The organism is bacterium, assembly GCA_017744355.1.
Taxonomy (GTDB): domain Bacteria; phylum Cyanobacteriota; class Sericytochromatia; order S15B-MN24; family UBA4093; genus JAGIBK01.
Genome location: JAGIBK010000003.1, coordinates 24,158 through 42,349, shown reverse-complemented (window position 1 = coordinate 42,349; position 18,192 = coordinate 24,158). Strand labels below are relative to the sequence as shown.

The 18,192-nt window shown below is 66.3% G+C and carries 17 protein-coding genes; 3 read left to right on the top strand and 14 right to left on the bottom strand.

Translation table 11 applies throughout. The annotated features are described in order from the left end of the window. The first annotated feature begins 10 nt into the window (after positions 1-10). Positions 11-604: an SRPBCC family protein gene (locus J7643_09075; GenBank protein MBO9540727.1), complete on the top strand. Its 594-nt coding sequence runs from the start codon at positions 11-13 to the stop codon at positions 602-604. Here J7643_09075 and hrpB read toward each other — a convergent pair. From hrpB to J7643_09035, 8 genes are all read right to left on the bottom strand, one after another. Beyond that, a complete protein-coding gene (hrpB, locus tag J7643_09070; protein MBO9540726.1) occupies positions 570-3,008 on the bottom strand; it encodes an ATP-dependent helicase HrpB in 2,439 nt (812 codons plus the stop codon). The genes J7643_09075 and hrpB overlap by 35 nt on opposite strands. A gap of 39 nt (positions 3,009-3,047) precedes the next feature. Then, positions 3,048-3,581, bottom strand: coding sequence for a type II secretion system protein (locus J7643_09065; GenBank protein ID MBO9540725.1), 534 nt, complete (start codon positions 3,579-3,581; stop codon positions 3,048-3,050). 90 nt (positions 3,582-3,671) lie between these two features. Continuing rightward, complete coding sequence (locus J7643_09060; GenBank protein ID MBO9540724.1) at positions 3,672-4,202, bottom strand: type II secretion system protein; 531 nt, start codon at positions 4,200-4,202, stop codon at positions 3,672-3,674. A 78-nt stretch (positions 4,203-4,280) separates the two neighbouring features. After that, entirely contained in the window at positions 4,281-5,651 is a 1,371-nt protein-coding gene (locus J7643_09055; protein ID MBO9540723.1) for a M20/M25/M40 family metallo-hydrolase, read from the bottom strand. 99 nt (positions 5,652-5,750) lie between these two features. Then, positions 5,751-6,032 (bottom strand): hypothetical protein, encoded by a 282-nt coding sequence (locus J7643_09050; protein MBO9540722.1) that lies wholly within the window; start codon positions 6,030-6,032, stop codon positions 5,751-5,753. A 92-nt stretch (positions 6,033-6,124) separates the two neighbouring features. Then, positions 6,125-7,858 (bottom strand): M61 family metallopeptidase, encoded by a 1,734-nt coding sequence (locus J7643_09045; GenBank protein MBO9540721.1) that lies wholly within the window; start codon positions 7,856-7,858, stop codon positions 6,125-6,127. A gap of 57 nt (positions 7,859-7,915) precedes the next feature. Further along, positions 7,916-9,058: a DEAD/DEAH box helicase gene (locus J7643_09040; GenBank protein MBO9540720.1), complete on the bottom strand. Its 1,143-nt coding sequence runs from the start codon at positions 9,056-9,058 to the stop codon at positions 7,916-7,918. Between the two features lie 74 nt (positions 9,059-9,132). Continuing rightward, complete coding sequence (locus tag J7643_09035) at positions 9,133-10,245, bottom strand: EAL domain-containing protein (protein ID MBO9540719.1); 1,113 nt, start codon at positions 10,243-10,245, stop codon at positions 9,133-9,135. A gap of 336 nt (positions 10,246-10,581) precedes the next feature. Between J7643_09035 and J7643_09030 the strand changes: the two genes are divergently transcribed. Further along, positions 10,582-11,409: an endonuclease gene (locus J7643_09030; GenBank protein MBO9540718.1), complete on the top strand. Its 828-nt coding sequence runs from the start codon at positions 10,582-10,584 to the stop codon at positions 11,407-11,409. A 149-nt stretch (positions 11,410-11,558) separates the two neighbouring features. Then, on the top strand, positions 11,559-11,840 hold the full coding sequence (locus J7643_09025; GenBank protein ID MBO9540717.1) for an HU family DNA-binding protein: 282 nt from the start codon (positions 11,559-11,561) through the stop codon (positions 11,838-11,840). Positions 11,841-11,903: 63 nt separating this feature from the next. Here J7643_09025 and J7643_09020 read toward each other — a convergent pair whose 3' ends face one another. The 6 genes from J7643_09020 to J7643_08995 form a co-directional block, all read right to left on the bottom strand. Beyond that, entirely contained in the window at positions 11,904-12,398 is a 495-nt protein-coding gene (locus tag J7643_09020; GenBank protein MBO9540716.1) for an 8-oxo-dGTP diphosphatase, read from the bottom strand. Positions 12,399-12,403: 5 nt separating this feature from the next. Beyond that, the gene (locus J7643_09015) at positions 12,404-13,039 is read right to left on the bottom strand and encodes a hypothetical protein (protein MBO9540715.1); all 636 of its coding nucleotides are present in this window, start codon (positions 13,037-13,039) and stop codon (positions 12,404-12,406) included. Between the two features lie 110 nt (positions 13,040-13,149). After that, positions 13,150-14,253, bottom strand: a complete 1,104-nt coding sequence (dusB, locus tag J7643_09010) for a tRNA dihydrouridine synthase DusB (GenBank protein ID MBO9540714.1) — start codon at positions 14,251-14,253, stop codon at positions 13,150-13,152. Then, positions 14,204-15,367 (bottom strand): alpha/beta hydrolase, encoded by a 1,164-nt coding sequence (locus J7643_09005; GenBank protein ID MBO9540713.1) that lies wholly within the window; start codon positions 15,365-15,367, stop codon positions 14,204-14,206. Before J7643_09005 ends, dusB begins: the two co-directional genes overlap by 50 nt. Positions 15,368-15,471: 104 nt before the next feature. Next, positions 15,472-16,284: a carbon-nitrogen hydrolase family protein gene (locus J7643_09000; protein MBO9540712.1), complete on the bottom strand. Its 813-nt coding sequence runs from the start codon at positions 16,282-16,284 to the stop codon at positions 15,472-15,474. Positions 16,285-16,287: 3 nt separating this feature from the next. Further along, positions 16,288-18,192, bottom strand: coding sequence for a PBP1A family penicillin-binding protein (locus tag J7643_08995; protein MBO9540711.1), 1,905 nt, complete (start codon positions 18,190-18,192; stop codon positions 16,288-16,290).

Below are 18,192 nucleotides of genomic sequence, written 5' to 3'. Positions count from 1 at the left end.
GGGGGTTGAGATGCGGAGTACGCACGCGCTGATCGGGGGCCTTGGCTTCTGCTTGATCCTGCTCGGTGCGGGCGTGCCCGCATTCGCCGGCCCCGAAGAAACCCCTACCGCCCAGGTGGCGGAAGACGGCCGAGGCGTCTACACGGTGAAGGGCTCCTTCACCGTGGCGGCGCCCCCGTCGCTTGCCTGGTCCGTCCTGAGCGGGTACGACCAGCTTGGAGAGCGCATCCCCTCCATGCGCTCGTCAGTCATCAAGCGATCGGGGCCCACCTCGGCCCTGGTGGCCCAGGAGAGCACGGTCTACGTCCTCGCCTTCCCCAAGCGCCTGAAAGTCCTCTTGCAGGTGGACGAGGAGCCCGAGCGCCGAATCGATTTCGAGGATACGGCGCGCGAGGACTTCGAGGTGTACTACGGCTCCTGGCAGCTCGAAAAGATCCCCGGCGGCACCCGCGTGGACTACGTGGCCAACGCCCGGCCCCGCATGAACGTGCCCTTCTTCGGCAAGTCCTTCTTCCTCGATACGGTGAAGGGCCTGCTTGGCGACCTGCGCCGCGAGATGCTGCGTCGGGCTACGGCCAAGGGTGCTTGGGATAGCGCCGCTTGAGCTCTTTCTTGACTTCGGGGTAGGTGTTCGCCCAGAAGCCGCTCATGTCGAAGGTCTTCTGCACCGTTCGATAGTTGGGCGCAAGGATGTCGAAGAGCACCTGCACCCGCTCCTCGTAGAGGCGCATGGTGCCTTGCAGCCCCAGCATGTCCCCGAGCCGGGCGGACAGCTCCGGCGGGGCGTCCTCGAAGTAGGTGATCCGCGCGTTGCGCCCTGAGGGCAGCTTGAAGGTGCGCGGCGCCTCCCGATCGATCCGGAACATGCCTTCCCAGCCCACGTATTCGCGCAGCAATTCGATGATGGCTTCCTTGCTCACGTCCTGGGGGCTCGACTTGCCGCGAATCAGCTCGTGATAGAGCAGCAGCCAATCCTCGTCTTCGAGGACGGGGATGCCGGCGTCCGGCCAGGTCTTGGCCGCGAGCCGGATCCGCAGGATCAATTGCTCCACGTCCTCATCGAGGTTAGCGAGCTTTACCTCGCCGCTGACGAGCCTTTCGACGATCAGCGCTTCGCCCTGCTCGCGGTCCCACTCGTCGGGCGGCAGTGGCTCCTTGCGAAGGGTCAGGCCACCGAGCATCCAGTGGCGCTCTTGCACCACCCGCTGGCGATTGGCATCCCAGGTGCAGACGACGCTCGGCTCGCCTTCGCCGTCGATCCAGTCGGCCTCGCACGGCAGGTAGAGCGGGATGCTGACCCGGCGGTTCTGCTGGCCGCCACCGACCTCGTGCAATTCGAGCGCGAGCAGCAGCGGCGCCTTGGGATCGCCCGCCGAGACCATTCCTTTTCGCCCATCCGCCAGGTGGAAGGCCTTGTCCTGCCGAAATGCCAAGCGATCGGGAAAAGCTTCAAGCCAGCAGCGCGTCACGGCGCGGCGGCGCTCCTGTTCGGCCTTGGAGTCGAAGGGATGGCGCGCCATCGAGACGGCTTCATCCGCTTCACTGGGCTTGGCGAGCTGCCTGAGCTGGCGATAGGTGTCCTGCACCTCGCGGCCCCACTGGCGTCCCTGCGGCTCCCGAACCAGCGAAAGGCCCAATAGGTACAGGTCGCCTTCATCCGAAAGGCTACGCCGATCTGCCCCTTCGATGAGGGCGATCATGGCGGCGGTGAGCGAGGAGTAGCCGGCTTCTTGGCTTGCAAGCAGGACCCGCGCGAGGGCCGGCGGGATCGGGTAGCGGAGCAGGCGCCGTCCGAGCGGGGTGATGCCGCCACCCGATTCGAGGGCCTTGAGGGTCTTGAGCCGGGCTTCGGCGCGCTGCCAGCGTTCGTCAGGCGGCGGTGTCAGCCACTCCGGGGTGCCCGGCAGGGCGGCGCAGCTGAGGGCGAGGCGGTTGAGGTCCAGTCGTTCGATCTCGGGGGCGAAGGCCTCGGGCATGCTGCTTTCCAGGCTCTTGGCCCAGAGTCTGAGGCAGCGGCCCGGCCCGAGGCGGCCCGCGCGGCCCGCGCGCTGGGTGGCGCTGTGGCGGCTGATCCAGCCCAGGTGCAGGGTGTCCAAGTCCCGTTCGTGGTCGTAAGCCGCCTGACGCGACTGGCCGGAGTCGATCACGGCCGTCACGCCGGGGATGGTCAGCGAGGTTTCGGCAATGTTGGTCGCTACGATGACGCAGGGCTCGTTAGCGGGCGCCGAGAGGGCGCGCTGCTGGGCCTCGGGGCTTTCGGCACCGCTCAGTTCGAGCACGCGGTAGCCTACCGAGCGACAGACGGGCTCAAGGGCTTCAGCCGTTCGCCGGATCTCGCGGACGCCCGGCATGAAGACGAGGGCCGAGCCGTCGAGACCATTGGCGAGCAGGTGGCGGAAGCCCCGCACCGCCTGATTCCAGACGGGCTCTTGCGGCTGGGGCGGCTGATAAGAGATGTCGACCGGGTGCGGCTTGGCGTCGATCTCGATGAAGGGTGGGTGGTCGAGGAAGGCCGAGAGGGCGTCGCCTTCGAGGGTAGCCGACATGACGACGAGCGAGAGGTCCGGCCGGGTGGTGCGCTGCAAGCGCCGAAGCCAGGCAAGGCAGGCATCGGCTTCGAGGGTCCGCTCGTGGAATTCATCGAGGATGACGAGCGAGGTGCCTGGGAGCGTCGGGTCCTGGAGCAGTTGCTGCCAGAAGACGCCGTAGGTCATGAAGAGGAGGCGGGTGGTGTCCTTGCGTGCCTTTTCGAAGCGTACCTGATAGCCGACCGTCTCGCCGACGCTCTCGCCGCGCTCGGCGGCGACCCGCATGGCCAGGTTGCGCGCCGCGATGCGGCGGGGCTGGAGGACGATGGCGGTGCCGGTCTCGGGCAAGAGGATCTGAGGCGCTTGGGTCGACTTGCCGGTGCCTGGGGGTGCCGAGAGGATCAGGCGGCCATGGTCTTGGATGGCATCGCGAATGGCGTCGGTATAGGCGAGGATCGGGAGCTGGAAGGTCGTGGGCATGGGCTCATGCTAGCACGCGGTCTGGATTGGATGAACTCGCTAGTTCCCGACGGGGAAAAGAGGAGCGTTCCCTTTGGGGTCGATGACCCCGACGACATACTGGTGGAAGGTTTTGGTCGATCCGGAGAGATAGTCGACCGCCGACTGGGTCGCGCCGGGCGTGTTGATGCCGTAAGCGAGCATTCCTTGGTAATCGGTATTGCCCAGGGCGTAGTTGTCCCATGGGTTGGTTTTCCAAGTGGTTTGCTCAAGGATGCCCTTCACACCGGCCACCCCAAAACACCAGGTTCCCTCCTTGCCGTTGACGCCTCCCCAAGGGCTCATCAGGGCATCTTCGCCTGCGACTGCGTACCACTTATCCTGGAGAGGTTTAGGGCTGGGGTAGATGCCTCCCCCTTCGGCGGCCATACTCTCGATCACGGCTGCTGCGCGCAAGACCTTTTCCTTCGCCTTGGCGTTGCCGGTCGAGGTTTTGGTCTGGTTGTAAAGCGCGATCGCGCCAGCGAGCACGATGACGCCAATCACGATCGCCAGAGAGACTTCGATTAGGGTAAAGCCTTTTTGCTTGCTCATGCCGAATTCATTCCCGCTCAGGTGGCGAAATATCGAGGGTTCTTCTTCAAGAAGTAGGCCTCGGAAGTGAAGTTTTGTTGTTTTGCGCGTTTAGTGCCCGGTCGGCATGAAGGGGCCTTCGCCGTGCGAGTTCCAGATGCCGACGACGTAGCGGTTGTAGACCTTGGTCGTCCCGCTGTAGATGTCGGTCGCGGATTGGCTCGCACCAGGCGAATTGAGGCCATAGCCCGTGAAGCCTTGAAGGGCGATGTCGCGGGAGGCGTCGATGGTCCAGGGGGTCGCGGGCCAGTTCGGTGCCGAGATGATCCCCTTCTCCTGTTCAGGATCGGGCCAGCTGCCGGGCTTTCCCGAGAGGCCGCCCCAGGGGCTGGAGCCCAGGTCGTCGGGGGCAGTCGAGTGCCATTTGTTCTGCAACTGGGTGAGGGTGGGGTAGAATCCCTTGTTCTCTGCGGCGTAGGTCTCGATGACCCCCGCGATGCGCATGAGCTTCTCGCGAGCCCTGGCGTTGCCGGCCGATTCGCGGACCTGGGTGTACAGGGCGCTTGCCGACGCGAGGACGACGATCCCGATGACGATCGCCAGGGATACCTCGATGAGGGTGAAGCCGCGTTGTTTGGTCATGCCCTTCCTATAGACCAGACAGCCAAGAATTAACTCACCCTACCGTGAAGATAGGGTGAGTTTTTTTCGAAGGGATGGTTACAGGGCGGCGACCTGCTCGAAGTAGCGCATGAAGGCCATCATGCCGCCACGGGCCATGCCCCAGTCGAAGTGCTCGTTGGGGGCGTGGTAACCGTGCTCGGGCAGCGAGAGGCCGATGAACATGATGGGGCAGCCCAGCTGCCGCTGCATGCTCACGACCGCCCCGATGGAGCCGCCCTCGCGGACGAAGGCGGGGTCCGCGCCGAAGCCGAAGCGTAGCGAGCTCTTGATGGCCGCGGCGTAGGGGCCTTCGCTGGAGCCCATGTAGGGCTCCAGGGCGCCTTCGCGTTCGAGGACCACGTCGGGGGCGTGCTCCTTGACGAAGGCTTCCACCTTTTCGAAGATTTCCTGCGGCTGCATGTCGGGCACCAGGCGCATGCTGACCTTGGCCTCGGCGCGCGGGGGCACGATGGCCTTGATGCCGGGGCCGGTGTAACCGCCGACCATGCCGTGGACCTCGAAGGTCGGCTTGGCCCAGATCCGCTCGGTGATGTCGGCCGGATCGGTGACCCGCAGGCACTTGAGGCCGTGGGCCGCCTTGAAGTGCTCGGGGTCGAAGCCCGAGGCGACGAAGCTCGCGCGCTCGGCCTCGGTCACGGGCCGGGCGGTGTCGTAGAAGCCGGGAATCTTCACCTGGCCGGTGCGGGCGTCGTAGATCTCGGAGATGAGCTGGCACAGCTCGCCGATGGGGTTGCGCGCAGCCCCGCCCGCGAGGCCCGAGTGGACGTCCTTGGTGCCCGTTTCGAGCAGCAGGCGGAAGCCGACCAGGCCGCGCAGGCCCAGGGGGGCGGCGGGCTTGTCGCGTGAGATCCAAATGGTGTCCGAGACCAGGACCGAGTCGGTTTCGAGGTCGGCCTTGTGGGCTTCGAGGAAGGCCTCGAAATTGGGGCTGCCGATCTCCTCTTCGAACTCCCAGACGAACTGGAGGTTGAGGGGGATGTCGTGCCGCTTGGCGAGCTTGGCGGCGAAGTAGGCCGCGAGCGCGGGCCCCTTGTCGTCGGTGGTGCCGCGGCCGCGGTACACATCATCTTGCTTGGTGAAGACGAACGGCTCGGTCTGCCACTCGGGCTCGTTGGCGGGCTGCACGTCCAGGTGGTTGTAAATGGTCAGGGTGCGCGTGGCGCGCGGGTGGCGCAGGGTGCCGACGACGACCGGGAAGCCCTCGGTCTCGTAGAGCATCGCCTCGCAGCCGAGGGCGTCCAGGAAGCGCAGGGCCCACTCGGCACCTTGGCGCATGGCGTCGTTGCAGGCGGGGTCCATGCTGACGGTGGGGATCTCGACGATCTCCTTGAGCGCTTGCTCGAACTCGGGGCGCAGGGCCTCGATCTCCTGGGCGAGCTGGGGCGAGAGGGTTTCGATGGTGGCCATGGAATTCCTTTCTGAGCGGGCTTTCTTGAGATTTTAGCACTCAAACGCGCGCCCCGACCGCATCGGTCGGGGCGCAGGTTCAGGAGATCGGCTCAGCGGCTAGCGTCTGACAAGCTCGCGTCCCCGCTCGCGCAGCTCTTGGGCAAGGTTGCGCTCGATGGGGATGCCCATGTAGGAGCGGTCCTCGTCGGCCATCCGATCGAGAAGGCTCGCGATCGCGAAGAAGGTCGGGGCCCACAGTCCGACGAAGGTGCCCGTGTTGCGCCGCCCTTCGACTTCATCGCGTTGGCCGAGCATGTAAATGAGCGCCGAGCCTGCGACCGAAGCGATACCGGCGCCGAAAGCCAAATAGCCGAGCTGCTTGACCATCTTGCTGTCCATGGAACCTCCTTGCCGTCAGGCGTGATGTGCGAACCTGAGGCCTACCCTAGGACACCATGGAAAGCAGAGGCAACGCTCTGCCGAGACTTGGATCAGCGCACGTAGGTGGGGATGCGGGAGGGCGCCGCGAGCCACGTCTGGAGGATGCGCTCCTGCAAGGGCGTGGGCGCTTCCACGGGGCGGATCGCGTACTGGCGATCGCCCCCGAAGGTGACCTCGGTCGCATGCAGCCGATCGTTGCGGAAGAAGTAGACGGGGATCGTGTCGCCGGGCTTGAAGTAGGCATCCAGGCTGCCCGTCAGGGCGGCGGTCGCCTTGCGATCGCCGATGGCGACCAGCAGATCCCCCGTCATCAGGCCCGCATGCTCGGCAGCCCCCTGGGCCCGCACGTCCTCGATCAGCATGCCGCCTTCCTTGGCCGCAAGGCGCGCCTGGAGCGCAGGCGTCTCGCGCTCCACCGAGAGCGTGAGACCGGCCTTGGCGAAGACCGCTTCCCAGTCGGTATCGGCCGTCGAGCGCAGGTGGTGGTCGAAGAAGGCGCCCATGGGCTGGCCCACGACCTCCTCGATGACCGCCTCGACCTCTTCGGGGTCGTAGGGCAAATCAGGCGCGCCGTAGCGCTCCCACAGCACGCGCATGACATCGTCGAGCGACTTCATGTTGTCGGTCAGCGTGCGGATCTCGAGGTCCAGCGCAAGACCCGCGAGCGAGCCCTTGAGGTAGTAGTTGACGGCCCCGTTCCAGCGGTCGTCCCCGAAGTTCCAGGTGATGAAGCTCGCCTGCTCAAGGTTGGTGAAATGGCGGCCCGGCGACCGTTCGAGGTGGACCAGGTTATCGGCGATGCCGCGCAGGTACTCGGATCGGGTCGAGAGTCCCGCGCGCAGGCACATGAGGTCGGTGTAGTACTCGGTGAGGCCCTCGACCACCCACAGGGCGGTGGTGTGGGCCGGGCGCGAGTAGTCGAAGGGGCCGAAGCCGATGGGCCGCAGGCGCTTGATGTTCCAGACGTGGAACAGCTCGTGGGCGGTCAGTGCGAAGAAGCCCTTGTCGTTACGATCCAGGTCGATGGGGCCCTGGATGGCCGTCGAGTTCTTGTGCTCTAGGCCGTTGAGATAGTCGTCCTTCGTCACGTTGTAGATGAAGGTGTAGGACTTGTAAGGTGCCTTGCCCCAGAAGGCGGTCTCGGTCTCGATCAGCTTGCGCAGGCCGTCCACCACCCGCACCCGGTCCATGGGGGTCGGGCCGTTCCAGACGATCCGGTATGGGGTGCCGTCCACGAAGAACTCGGCTTCCTGGAAGGTGCCGATCTCGAGGGGGCAGTCGATCAGGTCGTCGTAGGTGGGCGCCTTGAAGCGGGTCTCGCTCAGGGTTTCGAGGCCCGTGCCGATCTTCCAGCCTTCGGGGGCCTCGACTTCGAGCTCCGCCGGGCAATGCTGCCCGCCCACCGGATAGAGGAAGACCATGCAGCCGTTGACGAAGGCGTGCTGCGCGTTGAGCTGCGCCTGGTGGATGGTCATCTTGTCGGCGTAGACCTGGTATCGGGCCGTAAAGCCGTTGCCCCCGTGGTGGACCCGCCAGGTATGGAGGTCCTGGCGATCGTATTTCAGGACCTCGCCATTGAGCCCTCGCACCTCGAAGCCGCGCAGGTTGCGGGCGTTGTCCACGATCTTGTAGGCGCCGGGAGTCCAGGCGGGCAGCGCCAGGTCCACGTGCTCGCCCGGCCAGGCGGGAACCCGCAGCTCCACCTGGAACAGGTGGGTGTGGGGCCGCTCCATGCCGAGACGGTAGGAGAGCGTGGGCAGGGAGGTGTTCGAGGGATGAGGCATCGTTGCTCCTTCGCGCGAAACAGGGAAGAGTCAGTATCCTTGGGCGGAGCGCTCAGGTCAAGCCTGAGCGCTTTGGGCGCCCTGCACCTGCCCGAACTTGAGGGTCAGGGGCGAGAACGTGAGGCCGAGGGCCTTGCCGAGCTTCTCGATGACGAAGCGCTCGGCCGGGGTCACCAGGGAGACGACCATCCCTTCGCGGCCCATGCGGCCCGCGCGGCCAGCGCGGTGCAGGTAGTGGGCGGCATCGGTCGGCAGGTCCAGGTTGAAGACGTGGGTCAGGTGCGAGAAGTCGAGGCCGCGCGCCCCCATCTCGCTGGTGACCAGGACCTGGATCTGGCCTTCGCGGAAGGCCTTGAGGATGGCGCCGCGGTCCTGCTTGCGGGCGCCGCCGTGGAGGGCGGCCGCCTTGAGGCCCTTAAAGCTGAGCTTTTCGGCGATCTCTTCGGTCTGCTTGCTCGAGTTGACGAAGACCATAGCGGCCTTGGGCTGGCTCGCGTGGATCAGCTTGCGCAGGGCGTCGCTCTTGTGGCCCTCGACCTCCATGTACGTGTGCTGGAGGTTGGGGGGCAGCTTGTAGCTGGCCTCCACGTGGACGTGGGTGGGCTCCTTCATCCAGCGCTCGGCCACCTCCTGCACGTCGGGGGTGATGGTCGCCGAGGCGAAGAGGGTTTGGCGATCGCGCGAGACCGACTTGAGCACCCGGATGAGGTCGGTCTTGAAGGTGGGATCGAGCAGGTGGTCGACCTCGTCCAGGACGAGCAGGCGGGTGGCCTGGGTCTTGAGCTTGCCGTCGTTGATCAGCTCCGCGAGGCGGCCCGGGGTGCCCACCACCAGGTGAGGCTTCTTCTTGAGGCGGTCGATCTGGTGCCGGACGTTGGCCCCGCCGATGAGCTGCTGGGCGATGAGCGGGGTGCCTTCCAGGAGCTTGCCGAGCTCGGCGAAGATCTGCATGCCAAGCTCGCGGGTGGGCACGGCGATGATGGCCTGGACGGTGCGCTCCTCGGGGTTGAGGCGCGACAGCACCGGCAGGAGGAACGCCAGGGTTTTGCCCGTGCCGGTCTGCGACTGGATGAGGACGTCCTTGCCCTCCATGACCAGGGGAATGGTGGTGGCCTGGACCTCGGTCGGCTCGGTGAGCCGCAGGCGCTCGAGCGCCTCGATCAAGAAGGGAGCGATCGCGAGTTCTGCGAAGGTGGACAAGGGAAAACCTCTCTTAAGGGAAGCCGAAACGGGAAAGGCTTCCATTATAGAGGTTTCGGCCCGCGAGGGGATAGCTAGGCGCTCTTGCTCTGGCGGTGAGGAATGAGCGGGGTCGCAGAAACCGGTGGGTGGGCGGGCTTCGCGATCAGGTAGCCCTGGACGAAGGTGGCGCCGTGCTCACGGATCCACTCCAGCTCCTCGGGGACCTCGACGCCCTCGGCGACGGTCCGGATGTCGAGCTGCTGGGCGATCTCGAGGATCTTGCCGGTGATGAGGGCCTTGTAAGGGTCCAGGTGCACGTCGCGGATGAGGGCCATGTCCAGCTTGACGTAGTCCGGGCGCAGCTGGTGGAGGAGATTCAGGGTCGAGTGGCCCGCCCCCAGGTCGTCGAGGGCGACGCTGAAGCCCGCGTCGCGCCAGTAGGCGACGATGGCCTTGAGGTGGGCCAAATCCCGGGTGTGGTCGGACTCGACCAGCTCGAAGACCACGCGATCGCGCGGGATCTGGGCCTCGTCCACCGCCTGGATCGTGCTGCGCAGGGAGACGGCGGGGTCGTCGATGCCCCCCGGGTTGAAGTTGATGAAGACGTGACGGTCGATGCCGTGACGCCGGGCCTCGCGGATGGCCGTACGCCGGGCGAGCAGGTCCAGCTGGTCGATGAGATCCGCCCGGCGCGCCAAGTCGAGGATGCGATTGGGGAAGACGAGTCGCCCGTCCGGCTCGACCCCGCGCATCAGGGCCTCGTGGGCGAAGATGCGGGAGGTGTCGTGCGCATGCACGATGGGCTGGAAGTGGCTGGTAAGACGCTCGTGGAGCAGCAGGTCCAGCAGCCAGCGCGACTGGGAGCGGACGATCAGCTCCTTGAGGGAGGCGACCCGGGCGAAATCCGAGAGCACCGGCTCGTCGTGCCCGGTCAGGAAGAGGGCGCGGATTTCCTCCTGGACCTCAGGGCGCAGGGCCGCGTCGAGCGCGTCCATCACGGTCCCGTGCAGCCCCGGGGCGACGGCGAGCCAGATGCAGTGCGCCTCTTCGAGGTGGCGGTAGACGTGCCCCTCGCCCTCCAGGTGGCGCAGGACCTGCCGCAGGCTGCGGTCGGTGGGGAAGCCGAGGAAGAGACGCCCGCCCAGGTCCTGGTGTGAAAGCGGCGCCGCACACCCGGAGCAGGCTTCAACCTTCTTTTCGAGCATGCGTTGAGCCTCTCCTCGTGCAGGGGGCGGGGCCTGCGAAGTCGCGGGCAGGACGAGCGAACAAGCGTCCACGTCCAACATTATTCCCGGCGAGCGAGCATCGAAACGAGCCTTTCGGAGGGCTTTCAGTTAATTTTCAACTAAGCTCCCGTCTCCTGAAGATGACGCTCGGTGGTGCTTTTGATTCAAAAACGACATAGCGTACGAGAAAAAGCTTTTGATCGCCGATCGCAGCACAAGCAGGGGATTTTTCGACCCATGTTAGTTAATCTGAAGTTTTTGGGTATGTTAGCCTTTAGTTAAGCCGTCACTAACCTCAAAGACGAGGAGAGAGCTATGCTCAAGAAGACCGTCCTGATTGCCCTCGGGCTTGCGACCGTACTTGTCGGTTGCGCCCTTCCTTCCGGCCAGCAGACGGTCGGTGGCGCGAGCGGGAACAAGCTCCGCGCGAGCGGGATCCCCACCGGCTACTACGCCAAGGCCGAAACGGCCCAAGGCAAGGAGCTCCTGGCGGCGCTGCACGCCATCGTCGTCCCCCACAAGGATCTGGGCTATGACCAGGGCCGCGACGTCATGTTCGCCACGGTGGACGACCCGGACAACGACGACGTGGTCGTTGGCGTCTACGACGGCACGCGCCGCTCGGGCATCTACAGCCGCGGAACGGCCAGCGACAAGGACATGAACACCGAGCACACCTGGCCTCAGAGCAAGGGTGCCGTCAACGCCGCCAAGGCCGACCTGCACCACCTCTTCCCCGCCGACATGGAAGTCAATTCCCGCCGCGGCAGCTACCCCTTCGGCGAGGTCCTGACCCCCAGCTACGTCACGCCCGAGGCGGACGAGCGTGGTCAGCAGAGCCGCCTCGGCGTCAACGCCAACGGCGCCACCGTCTGGGAGCCCCGCGCCAGCGAGCGTGGCAACGTGGCCCGCGCCCTGCTCTACTTCTACACCTGCTACGGCGTGAAACCCTCGGCCATCACCATCTCGGTCGATAACTTCCGCGTCGAGCTGCCCGTCATCCTCAAGTGGCACCAGCAGGACCCGGTCGATGCCGCCGAGCGCTCGCGCAACGATGCGGTCTATGCAGTCCAGCAGAACCGCAACCCCTACGTCGATCGCCCCGAGTTTGTGGCCAAGATCGGCGCCGATTGGGGGCTTTGATTTCGATCCAAGCCATGCTTTCATAGGAGAATGGCTTCAAGCTGGCTCGCAGGGCTGGGGATAAGTGCATGCGTCACCGTTTCGCGCCGATCCCGATGTTAGAACATCCTTGCGAACCTTACTTTTCCCCCCACCCATTGGAGAACCCCATGAACAAAGAAGAACTCGTCAGCGCTATCGCCAAGGAAGCGAACCTGAGCAAGGCCGTCGCCGAGCAGGCCCTCAACGCCACCGTCACCTCGATCACCAAGGCGCTCGCCGCCGGTGACAAGGTCACCCTGGTTGGCTTCGGCACCTTCGAAGTGCGCGACCGCGCCGCTCGCGAGGGCCGCAACCCCAAGACCGGCGAGACCCTCAAGATCGACGCCAAGCGCGTTCCCGCCTGGTCGGCCGGCAAGGCCGTCAAGGACGCGGTCGAGAGCAAGAAGTAAGCTTCTACTCGCTGAAAGCACGAAATCGCCCCCGGCACGCGCCGGGGGCGATTTCGCTTTGAATTAGGCCCGCTGGAAGCTCCAGGAGACGGGACGCCCGTCCGCGTAGGGCATGACCCCGTGGAAGGCCCGCTGGTCGTCGTCGAAGACCAGCTTCAAGAAGTGGCGATCGCCCTCCCATAGGTTGAGCGTCCCCGACAGGATTTGCTCGATGGGCACCCATTCGAGGCTGCCTTCCGGGTTGGCGGCGTGCGGGGTGCCGCTCCAGGCGTCGATCCGGAAGATGAAGCCGAACCAGGCCTCGCCGTGCTTGCCGAAGCCGGGCCAGCTGATGGTGCCGCGCAGCACCGGGCGCTCGATCGTGATCCCGGCCTCCTCGTGTAGCTCGCGGGCAAGGCCCTCGACGATCGACTCGTCGGGCTCGAGCTTGCCGCCCAGCCCGTTGTACTTGCCGTAGTGGTGGTCGTCGGGGCGGGCGTTGCGGTGAATCATGAGGGCCGAGCGGCCATCGGGGGAGAGGATGTAGCCAAGGGTGGCGAGGACGGGTTGGTAGGGCATGGCGTTCAGGAGGCTTTCTTCTGGCGCTTGAGGTGGTCGCGGACGCTCTGGATGGAGCTCGGGAGCATGCTTTCTTGGAAGCGGTTGAGGAGCCACGCGGGCAACCCGGGGATGCCCGGATCGGTCTTGGCCACGTAGTAGGCTTCGCAGGCCTGCGGACCCTTGGGGACGATGCGGAGGCTGCCCGCGTACTCGACGATGTTGCCCTCGGTGCGCTTGTAGACGAACGAGTAGCGCTCGGGTTGGAGCCGGGTCTCGTTGATGAGCCACTTTTCGCCGATGGGCCAGGGCAGTTGGAAGGCGGCACGGATGTTCAGGACGTTGCCGACCCGGTTGAGGACCTTGGTGTCCTTGATGTTGAAGATCTCGGCGTAGTGGTCGTAGTCGGTGAAGACGCGAAAGACGTCGGCGGCGCTCGACTCGAAGCGACCCACGACCATGAAGCGCTTGAGCGGGGCCTCGGTCTTCTCGACCTTGACGATGATCTCGCCGTGATCGACCTTGCTCTGCTCGTCCGGGGTCAGCTCACCGAAGTAGCCCTGCCCCCGTGCGGGCGCAGCCGTCGCGCAGAGCAGGGCTCCGGTGAGCAGCGCGATCGCAGTCCTTACGCCGCGCAGATTGGATGAAATAGGCGTCGGCACATAGGACCCCTTTCTCGCCAGGTTACCAGCATCTTATACCACCGCTTCCTGAGGCGTATATGACGCGGGGGGTGAAGTGAAGATGACGTTTTTCGGCGTTTTGGCCTAATCTACTGATACCGCTGCCACTTCGCGTCGACGAGTTTGCCCACGTTCGCCGCATCGGGCAGAGCTTCCGGGTTAGGCTGCGCCGAGAGGTAGCGCGCGAGGGCGTCGTAGACCTCTTGGGCGCTCTGGGAGGCGTTGACCGCGCGCTTCAGGTCGGCGGTATCGGGCAGGCCCTTGGTGTACCAGGCCACGTGCTTGCGGCATTCGAGCACGCCGCGCCGCTCGCCGATCTCCTCGATCAGGTACTGGCACTGGAGCCTGGCGGTGGCGATACGCTCAGCGAGGGTGGGCTCGGTCAGCAGTTCGCCCGTGCGCAGGTAGTGGTCCACCCGCCGGAAGATCCAGGGGTTGCCCATGGCCCCGCGGCCCATGGCGACCGCATCCACGCCGGAGCGCGCCATGCGCTCCTTGGCGTCCTCGGGGGTGAAGATATCCCCGTTGCCGATGACCGGGATCCGCAGCGTGCGCTTGACCTCGCCGATCAGGTCCCAGTCGGCGGTGCCCGAGTACTGCTGCACGGCGGTGCGGCCATGGATCCAGACGGCGTCCGCGCCGCACTCCTGGGCGATCTTGGCGATCTCGAACACGGTGAGCGCGTCCACGTCCCAGCCCAGGCGCATCTTGACGGTCATGGGGACCCGGGTGACCTTGCGGACGGCCGAGTAGAGGGCGGCGACCCTGGTCGGATCCTTCATGAGGGCCGCGCCGTTCCCGCTCTTGACCAGCTGGGGCGAAGGGCAGCCACAGTTGATGTCGATCAGGTCCGCGCCCGCTTCCTGGGCGATCTCGGCGGCGCGAGCGAGCGGCTCGGGGGCGTGGCCTGCGATCTGGAGCGCCGCAGGGCTCTCCTCGGGGTGCAGGCGGATGCGCTCGAGCATCTCGCGGTTGCCCACCAGGAGGGCGTCGCTGTTGACGATCTCGGTCGAAAGCAGGCTCTTGGTGTCGAAGTGACGGACCACCCGCTTGAACGGGCTGTCGCAGACCCCCGCCATGGGCGCGAGCATCGCGAGGCTTTCGAGCTGGAGCGAGCCGATTTTGAGCACCGGGACCCGTTTTCTATTGCCAGAGGAAGCGCATGGCCTGCGGCAGGCGGCGGGCCCAGTCATGCTCGCTGTGGGTGCCGTTGGGGTCCTCGACGAACATCAGGTCGTGTCCGTCCGAGAAGCCCTTGTCGCGCAGGAGCTGGGCCATCTCCTGGTTCTGGCGCAGGAAGCTGAGCTGGGAGCGCCGAAGGCCCTCGAAGCGGCCGCAGTCCACGTAGAAGCGACTGCCGTGGGGCTTGGGCTGGCTGCGCACGTAGGGGAAGATCTGCTTGTCGGCGAACCACAGGGCGCTCGACATGGCCAGGACCTTGCCGAAGACGTGGGAGTACTTGAAGCCGGCGTACAGGGAGGTCAGCCCGCCCATGGAGGAGCCGCCGACCCCCGTGTTGGCCGGATCGGTCAGGGTCCTGAAGCCGCGGTCGATGCGGTGCTTGAGGTCGTAGGCCACCCAGTCCAAAAAGGCGTCGCCCTCGCCGACCACGTCGAAGTGAGGCGCGGACCAGGGCGATTGCTCGCTGAGGCGGTGTTCCTGGCCGTTGTAGATGGCCACGACGATCATGGGGGGCAGGTGCCCCTTGGGGATCATCGCCTCGAGGATCTCGTCCACGTGCCACTCGCCCGAGAAGGCGGTCGACTCGTCGAAGAGGTTCTGGCCGTCCCACATGTACATGACCGGATAGCGCCGGTCGGTCTCGAACTCGTAACGCGGCGGCAGGTAGACCAGCACCTCGCGGCGGCGGTTGAGGGTGTGGATGGTGAACTCGCCCAGCGATCGCACGTCGCCCACGGTGGTCCGGGGCTTGGGGGCGCGAGGGTGGTGGTCCTGCCAGTCGGCGACCTTGACCTCGAGCCGCATGATCTGGCCCGTCACCTTGTGGGTGTGGTTGGGCAGGTCGCTGCCGTCAGCGGCAACCTCGACGCGGTCCCAGCCGCCGCGGGTGATCTTGAACTCGAAGTGGCTGCCCGGCGCGAGCAGCTGGCGGATCTCGAAGCGACCATCAGGCATCCGGCGCAGCGCGTAGCGATCGTTGCGGGGGTTCCAGCCGTTGACGTTCGAGGCCATGTAGAGCCGCTCGTGGCTCGCCACACCGGGCGCCTCGACCAGCACCTGCACGTCCGTGGGGTTCGGCAAGTCCAGCCGAAGTGTCCCCGTTCCCCGATACCCGAATCTCCGCACGAATGCCTCCGTCTAGCCCCCGCGTGGGGCCGGCGCCGGCCACCGACGCCGTTCATCCTTTCATACCCCGCGCGGACGACAATGCCCGCTCGGTAAACAAAGTTTCACACGCGCCGATGGCGCAGACAGGGAAGTTGCGCCCGGACCTCGGCCAGGCGCGCAGGATCGATCTCGGCGATCGCAAGACCCGGCCGGTTTCCGGTGTCCGCGAGCACGCATCCCCACGGATCGATCGCCACGGCATGTCCGTAGGACTCGCGCCGGGCGTTGTGCTGCCCCCCCTGAGCAGGGGCGAGCAGGTAGCAGGTGTTCTCGATGGCCCGGGCGCGCAGGAGCGCATGCCAGTGGTCCTTGCCCGTCATGGGCAAGAAGGCCGCGGGCACCGTCAAGAGGTCGGCCCCTTGGTCGACCAGCGCCCGGTAGTGCTCGGGAAAGCGCAGGTCGTAGCAGATCGAGAGGCCCAGACGTCCGAGCTCGCCCAGGTCCGCGACCACCGCGTCATCGCCCGGCTCGACGCTCGCCGACTCCTGGAAGGTGTTGCGCCCTCCGAAGGCCACGTCGAACAGGTGGCGCTTGCGGTAACGAGCGAGCACCTCGCCGTCCTTGCCTGCCACCACCAGGGTGTTGTAGACCTTGCCCGAGGGCGCGGGCTCCAGGATCCCGCCGTACAGCACGATCCGGTGACGACGCGCCTGGTCCTTGAGCCAGGCCTCGGCGCGCGGGTGGGTCGTTTCGACCTGGCGCGCGACCTCTTCCTGGGTCTCGCCGATCTGGGGGAAGTTCTCGGGCAGCCCGACGAGCTCCGCGCCGCGCGCGGCGGCCTTGGCGACCAGGGCCTCGGCCTGGGCCAGGTTCGCCTCCAGGTCGGGGGTGCTCGTCAGGTGAACGGCACAGGCGAGGTACGGGCGCTGGATCATGGCCTAGCGCCTCGTCTCGCTGCCGGTCGATGCCGGCGACGGCTCGTCGATGGCATCCATCGGGGCGGCCGTCGGGACGGCGTTGGGCAGCGCGCGCGCGGCGTTCGAGCCCGTGGCGTTCGAGCCGGTAGCCACGGCGGCGTCGCGGGCCAGGCCCGTGGGGGGCGCGAAGTTCGTGACGGGCACGTTCTTGAGGGCCGCCTTGACGAACTGGCCCCAGGTGGGGGCTGCGACGACGCCGCCGGTGGCGTTGCGAGCCATCTTGCTGTTGTCGTCGTTGCCCACCCACAGGGCCACCACCATCTGAGGGGTGTAGCCGACGAACCACGCGTCGCGCGAGTCGTTGGTGGTACCGGTCTTGCCGGCGATCGGCCGCCCTGCGTTGGCGGTGGTGCCGGTGCCGCGGGTGACGACCCCGCGCAGCACGTCGTTGAGCAGCTTGACCGGCTCCTCTTCGAAGACCCGTTGCGGGGCGGGGCGATGGGTTTCGAGGTAGCGGCCGCTCGCGTCCCGCACGTTCCAGTAGGCGATCGGCTCGTTGCGCACGCCGTTGGCGGCGAACACCCCGTAGGCGGAGGCCAGCTCCAGCGGCGTCACCTCGTAGGAGCCGAGGCCCAGGGAGAGGGTCGGCTGCATGGGGCTCTTGATGCCGAGCTTGCGGGCAGTCTCGATGGCGGCCTGGGGGCCGACGCGATCCAGCAGCTTGACGGTGATGACGTTGTTGGAGAGCTCCAGGGCCCGGCGCAGGGTCATGGTGCCTTCCTTGGCGTCGTGGTAGTTGCCGGGCGTCCAGGGTTTCCCGTTGACGCCGGGGTAGGTGACGGGCGTGTCGTTCATGATCAGGGTGTCGGGGATGCCCTGAGCGAACGCCGTCAGGAAGACGAAGGGCTTGAAGGTGGAGCCCGGCTGACGGTGAGCGAGCACCGCGCGGTTGTACTCGCTCTTGCGGAAGTCCGCGCCGCCGACCATGGCGAGGATGCCCCCGGTGTGGGGGTTGATCGCAACCAGCGCCGCCTGGTCGAAGCGGAAGCGCTTGCCGTGCTTGGCGACCAGCTGCGTGACGAGCTTCTCGGCGGCCTCCTGGGTGGCCAGGTCCAGGGTGGTCTGGATCTTCAGGTCACCCCTGAGCACCACGTCCGCACCGTAGCGCTCGATGAGCTCGCCGACCAGGTACGAGGTGAAGTAGGAGGCTTTGTAGCCGTTGCCGGGCGTTCCGGGCATCTTGAGCTGAGCCTTCTTGGCCTTCTCCGCCTGGACCTCGGTGATGAAGCCCACCTCGGCCATGCGGTCCAGCACGACCCGCTGGCGGGCCATGCCGTCCTTCTTGTCCCGGTAGGGGCTGTAGTGCTCGGGGGCCTTGAGCAGGGCGGCCAAGAGGGCCGACTCTTGCAGGTTGAGGGTCCGGGCCGAGTGGCCGAAGTAGGTCTGGGCCGCGGCTTCGATGCCGTAGGCCCCGTGGCCCCAGTAGACCTCGTTGAGGTACATCTCGAGGATCTGGTCCTTGGAGTACTTCCGCTCCATCTCGAGGGCGAGGCGCGCCTCGTCGATCTTGCGCTGGAAGGTCTTCTCGGAGCTCAGGTACTTGTTCTTGACCAGCTGCTGGGTGATGGTGCTGCCGCCGGCGACCTTGCCGCCGCGGCGGATGTCGGTCCAGATCGCGCGCGCGATGCCCTGGAGGTCGACCCCGTTGTGCTCGTAGAAGCGCGCATCTTCGATGGCGAGCACCGCGTCGCGGGTCACCTTGGGGATGTCGGCGAGTCGCACGTAGAGGCGCCGCTCCTTGCCGCGCACTACCGTGATGAGCTTGCCGCGCGTGTCGTAGATCTCGGTGCCGATGCCCGCCCACGCCGGAAGCGTGGGCAGGATCAGTGAGAGCGCGAGGGTTCCGAGGAGGACGTGGCGTTTCAT

Bases quoted from the DNA above. Each gene is read 5' to 3' on its own strand.
- J7643_09075 (MBO9540727.1), top strand. From the start codon at position 11: ATGCGGAGTACGCACGCGCTGATCGGGGGCCTTGGCTTCTGCTTGATC.
- hrpB (MBO9540726.1), bottom strand. From the start codon at position 3,008: ATGCCCACGACCTTCCAGCTCCCGATCCTCGCCTATACCGACGCCATT.
- J7643_09065 (MBO9540725.1), bottom strand. From the start codon at position 3,581: ATGAGCAAGCAAAAAGGCTTTACCCTAATCGAAGTCTCTCTGGCGATC.
- J7643_09060 (MBO9540724.1), bottom strand. From the start codon at position 4,202: ATGACCAAACAACGCGGCTTCACCCTCATCGAGGTATCCCTGGCGATC.
- J7643_09055 (MBO9540723.1), bottom strand. From the start codon at position 5,651: ATGGCCACCATCGAAACCCTCTCGCCCCAGCTCGCCCAGGAGATCGAG.
- J7643_09050 (MBO9540722.1), bottom strand. From the start codon at position 6,032: ATGGACAGCAAGATGGTCAAGCAGCTCGGCTATTTGGCTTTCGGCGCC.
- J7643_09045 (MBO9540721.1), bottom strand. From the start codon at position 7,858: ATGCCTCATCCCTCGAACACCTCCCTGCCCACGCTCTCCTACCGTCTC.
- J7643_09035 (MBO9540719.1), bottom strand. From the start codon at position 10,245: ATGCTCGAAAAGAAGGTTGAAGCCTGCTCCGGGTGTGCGGCGCCGCTT.
- J7643_09030 (MBO9540718.1), top strand. From the start codon at position 10,582: ATGCTCAAGAAGACCGTCCTGATTGCCCTCGGGCTTGCGACCGTACTT.
- J7643_09025 (MBO9540717.1), top strand. From the start codon at position 11,559: ATGAACAAAGAAGAACTCGTCAGCGCTATCGCCAAGGAAGCGAACCTG.
- J7643_09020 (MBO9540716.1), bottom strand. From the start codon at position 12,398: ATGCCCTACCAACCCGTCCTCGCCACCCTTGGCTACATCCTCTCCCCC.
- dusB (MBO9540714.1), bottom strand. From the start codon at position 14,253: ATGACTGGGCCCGCCGCCTGCCGCAGGCCATGCGCTTCCTCTGGCAAT.
- J7643_09000 (MBO9540712.1), bottom strand. From the start codon at position 16,284: ATGATCCAGCGCCCGTACCTCGCCTGTGCCGTTCACCTGACGAGCACC.
- J7643_08995 (MBO9540711.1), bottom strand. From the start codon at position 18,192: ATGAAACGCCACGTCCTCCTCGGAACCCTCGCGCTCTCACTGATCCTG.